Origin of the sequence: Shewanella sp. AC34-MNA-CIBAN-0136 (genome assembly GCF_040309945.1) — a bacterium.
Taxonomy (GTDB): Bacteria; Pseudomonadota; Gammaproteobacteria; order Enterobacterales; family Shewanellaceae; genus Shewanella.
The window spans coordinates 1-1,312 of the sequence record NZ_JBEOPJ010000046.1 but is presented as its reverse complement, the minus strand read 5'-3'; the positions used below and the strand labels follow the sequence as shown (position 1 = coordinate 1,312).

Sequence of the window (1,312 nt, the reverse complement as noted above, 5' to 3'; positions counted from 1 at the left end):
GAACCGCTCCCACTGCTTGTACGTATACGGTTTCAGGTTCTATTTCACTCCCCTCACAGGGGTTCTTTTCGCCTTTCCCTCACGGTACTGGTTCACTATCGGTCAGTCAGGAGTATTTAGCCTTGGAGGATGGTCCCCCCATATTCAAACAGGATGTCACGTGTCCCGCCTTACTCGTTTTCATCTATGGTTAGTTTTCATGTACGGGGCTATCACCCTGTGCCGCTGTGCTTTCCAACACATTCCACTAACACCCCATAGACTTAAGGGCTAATCCCCGTTCGCTCGCCGCTACTAGGGGAATCTCGGTTGATTTCTTTTCCTCCGGGTACTTAGATGTTTCAGTTCCCCGGGTTTGCCTCACTACACTATGTATTCATGTAGTGATAACAGCTTATGCTGCTGGGTTTCCCCATTCGGATATCGTTAGCTCAAATGCTTATTACTAGCTCGCCAACGCTTTTCGCAAGTTATTACGTCCTTCATCGCCTCTGACTGCCAAGGCATCCACCGTATACGCTTGGTCACTTAACCATACAACCCAAATGAGTTTCACTTGCGTGAACATCTGGGCCATATCATGACCAGCTGGTTTTTACTTGTCTCACCTCCGACCAGGAAGTGGACTCGCCTTAGTTTTTTAGAATATTCAAGACACTTAAACAGTGTTTTGAGAACTCAAGTGTTAATGCTTTCGCATTAACGTTTTTCGCACTAACGTCATCACATCAATAACAACGAATCGTCATTCATGCGCCTTTAGTTAGTACTATCAGCTTTCCAAATTGTTAAAGAGCGGGCTTAAAAAAGCCAAAGATAAAATTTCGTTTATCTTTGGCATCTCTAACCTATGCATATGCTTATCGTCATGATAAGTGTAAATGGTGGAGCTATGCGGGATCGAACCGCAGACCTCCTGCGTGCAAGGCAGGCGCTCTCCCAGCTGAGCTATAGCCCCATTTACATGCAGTTGAGATTTTACGTTTACCTTCAATGAAGGTCTTACCAAAAAAATTGGCTTGCCAATCGTTTCTAATCAAAGCGGTTGATAGCGACGTTTAGTACACTAAACGAGTTATCATCCAACGCAGAGTAGGAAAGATTGGTGGGTCAGAGTGGACTTGAACCACCGACCTCACCCTTATCAGGGGTGCGCTCTAACCAGCTGAGCTACAGACCCAACGTAATTTCTCTTTCTTCTATCAAGTAATCTGTGTGAACACTCACATGCATCGCTGCACTTTAGGTATTGAGTTAGTCGTATAGGTAAGGAGGTGATCCAGCCCCAGGTTCCCCTAGGGCTACCTTGTTA

The 1,312-nt window shown here is 45.7% G+C and carries 2 tRNA genes and 1 rRNA gene; all 3 read right to left on the bottom strand.

Annotation, left to right across the window (positions count from 1 at the left end):
* Nucleotides 1-534, bottom strand: a 23S ribosomal RNA gene (locus tag AAEY94_RS20600); the annotation flags it as partial.
* A gap of 348 nt (nt 535-882) precedes the next feature.
* Nucleotides 883-958, bottom strand: a tRNA-Ala gene (locus tag AAEY94_RS20595).
* A 145-nt stretch (nt 959-1,103) separates the two neighbouring features.
* Nucleotides 1,104-1,180, bottom strand: a tRNA-Ile gene (locus AAEY94_RS20590).
* Nucleotides 1,181-1,312 lie beyond the last annotated feature (132 nt).